This is a genomic window from Neisseria sp. P0021.S005 (assembly GCF_051956955.1).
This window is the reverse complement of the sequence record NZ_JBQCWY010000655.1, coordinates 1-1,711: the sequence shown is the minus strand read 5'-3', so window position 1 is coordinate 1,711 and position 1,711 is coordinate 1. Positions and strand designations below refer to the sequence as shown.

Here is a 1,711-nt window from a genome sequence, read left to right as displayed (position 1 = left end):
GAGCCAGAGTGGGAAGGCTACGTTACGCTTGAGTTTTCCAACACCACCCCCCTGCCTGCCAAAATCTATGCCGGCGAAGGCGTGGCTCAAGTCTTGTTCTTTGAAAGCGATGAAGTCTGCGAAACTTCATACAAAGACCGCAACGGCAAATACATGGGACAAACCGGTGTTACCCTGCCTAAGACTTAATACACAAAATAAAAAAAGGCCGTCTGAAATTTCAGACGGCCTTTTATCATTTCATTTAGAAACGGCGTTTCAACTTGCAAGCCTGCAAGATATGAACGGCAAGTTCTTCCACTGATTTATCGGTTGTATTGGTAAACGGTACACCGTGGCGTTTGAACATATTTTGCGCATCAGCAATCTCGCTGCGGCAAGTATCGATTTTGGCATAGGTCGAATTAGGACGGCGTTCCTGACGGATTGCCTGCAAGCGTTCAGGCTGAATGGTCAAGCCGAACAGCTTGTCTTTATAAGGTTTGACCATACGCGGCAAATCGGTCGATTCCAAATCATCGGGAATCAATGGATAGTTTGCGGCGCGGATACCGTATTGCAGGGCCAGATAGAGACAGGTCGGCGTTTTGCCCGAACGGGACACGCCCATCAAAATCACATCCGCTTCCTGCAGGTTTTTATCGCTGACGCCGTCATCATGATTCAGTGAAAAATTGACCGCCTCCATACGCGCATCATAGCGTTGGGTATTGCCGATACTGTGGTGCCCCTGCTGGGCGGCAACCGCCTCCGTATTGAGTTCCTTTTCCAAAAGACCGAGAAAGGTTTCAAAGAAATTAATATGGAACGCATTAGCTTTCTTGATGATTTCACGGATTTCGTCATTGACCACACTGACAAAAGCAATCGGGCGCACGCCGAATTTTTCAGCTGACTGGTTGACTTTGTCTACAACAGCACGCGCTTTTTCAGGCGTATCAATAAACGGATAGGTATGGCGTTTGAACTCAACATTGCCAAATTGGTTCAGCAAGGCTTCACCGATATTTTCAGCGGTCAGACCGGTTCGGTCGGAAATATAGAAGACTTGGCGTGGATCAGTCATAATGAATCCTCTTGAGGGTAACGTTTCAGACGGCAATCATAGCAGTTACAGCCTTTGCAATAAAGCGATTCCCGATAGATTACACAGGATTACAACAAATTTGAACAATTTTTAAATTGGCACAAAATTTTATTTTTTGCTATTTTGTAGAATTTTATTCTAAAATTGCAAAATAAATCTTGTTTATCAAATTTATTAACTTATTTTGTTTTCCATATTTAACAAGAAGATAACACGTAAAAACATGAATCTGATATTCACATTTCAGAAGGCTACACGCCTGAAAAGCACAATATCACAGACGAATTTGTGATTTTTAAAAAGATAAAACACATGACAGCCATCAAACGAATGGCTACAATAAGCAGGCGGATTTGTTTCTTTTTTAACATTTTTTGGATTGGACACACAAATGGCCGAAAACTACGTTATTTGGTTTGAAAACCTGCGTATGACTGACGTTGAGCGAGTGGGCGGTAAAAATGCCTCTTTGGGCGAAATGATCAGCCAACTGACTGAAAAAGGCGTGCGCGTTCCCGGCGGTTTTGCAACCACAGCCGAAGCTTATCGTGCTTTCCTGGCTCACAATGGTCTGAGCGAGCGTATTTCCGAAGCCCTGAAACAACTGGATGTTGAAGACGTTGC

Annotated in this window: 3 protein-coding genes; 2 read left to right on the top strand and 1 reads right to left on the bottom strand. The window is 44.0% G+C overall.

From position 1 onward, the window contains the following. A partial coding sequence (locus ACTHUE_RS17980) for a dCTP deaminase (RefSeq protein ID WP_440424100.1) occupies positions 1 to 189 on the top strand: 189 nt, incomplete at its 5' end. Between the two features lie 55 nt (positions 190 to 244). Here the strand turns inward: ACTHUE_RS17980 and ppsR are convergent. After that, entirely contained in the window at positions 245 to 1,066 is an 822-nt protein-coding gene (gene ppsR, locus ACTHUE_RS17975) for a posphoenolpyruvate synthetase regulatory kinase/phosphorylase PpsR (RefSeq protein WP_004520520.1), read from the bottom strand. Positions 1,067 to 1,478: 412 nt separating this feature from the next. Between ppsR and ACTHUE_RS17970 the strand changes: the two genes are divergently transcribed. After that, a partial coding sequence (locus tag ACTHUE_RS17970) for a PEP/pyruvate-binding domain-containing protein (protein WP_440424099.1) occupies positions 1,479 to 1,711 on the top strand: 233 nt, incomplete at its 3' end.

What these genes read in the sequence shown, in the direction of transcription:
- ppsR (WP_004520520.1), bottom strand. Translation starts at nt 1,066, where the DNA reads ATGACTGATCCACGCCAAGTCTTCTATATTTCCGACCGAACCGGTCTG.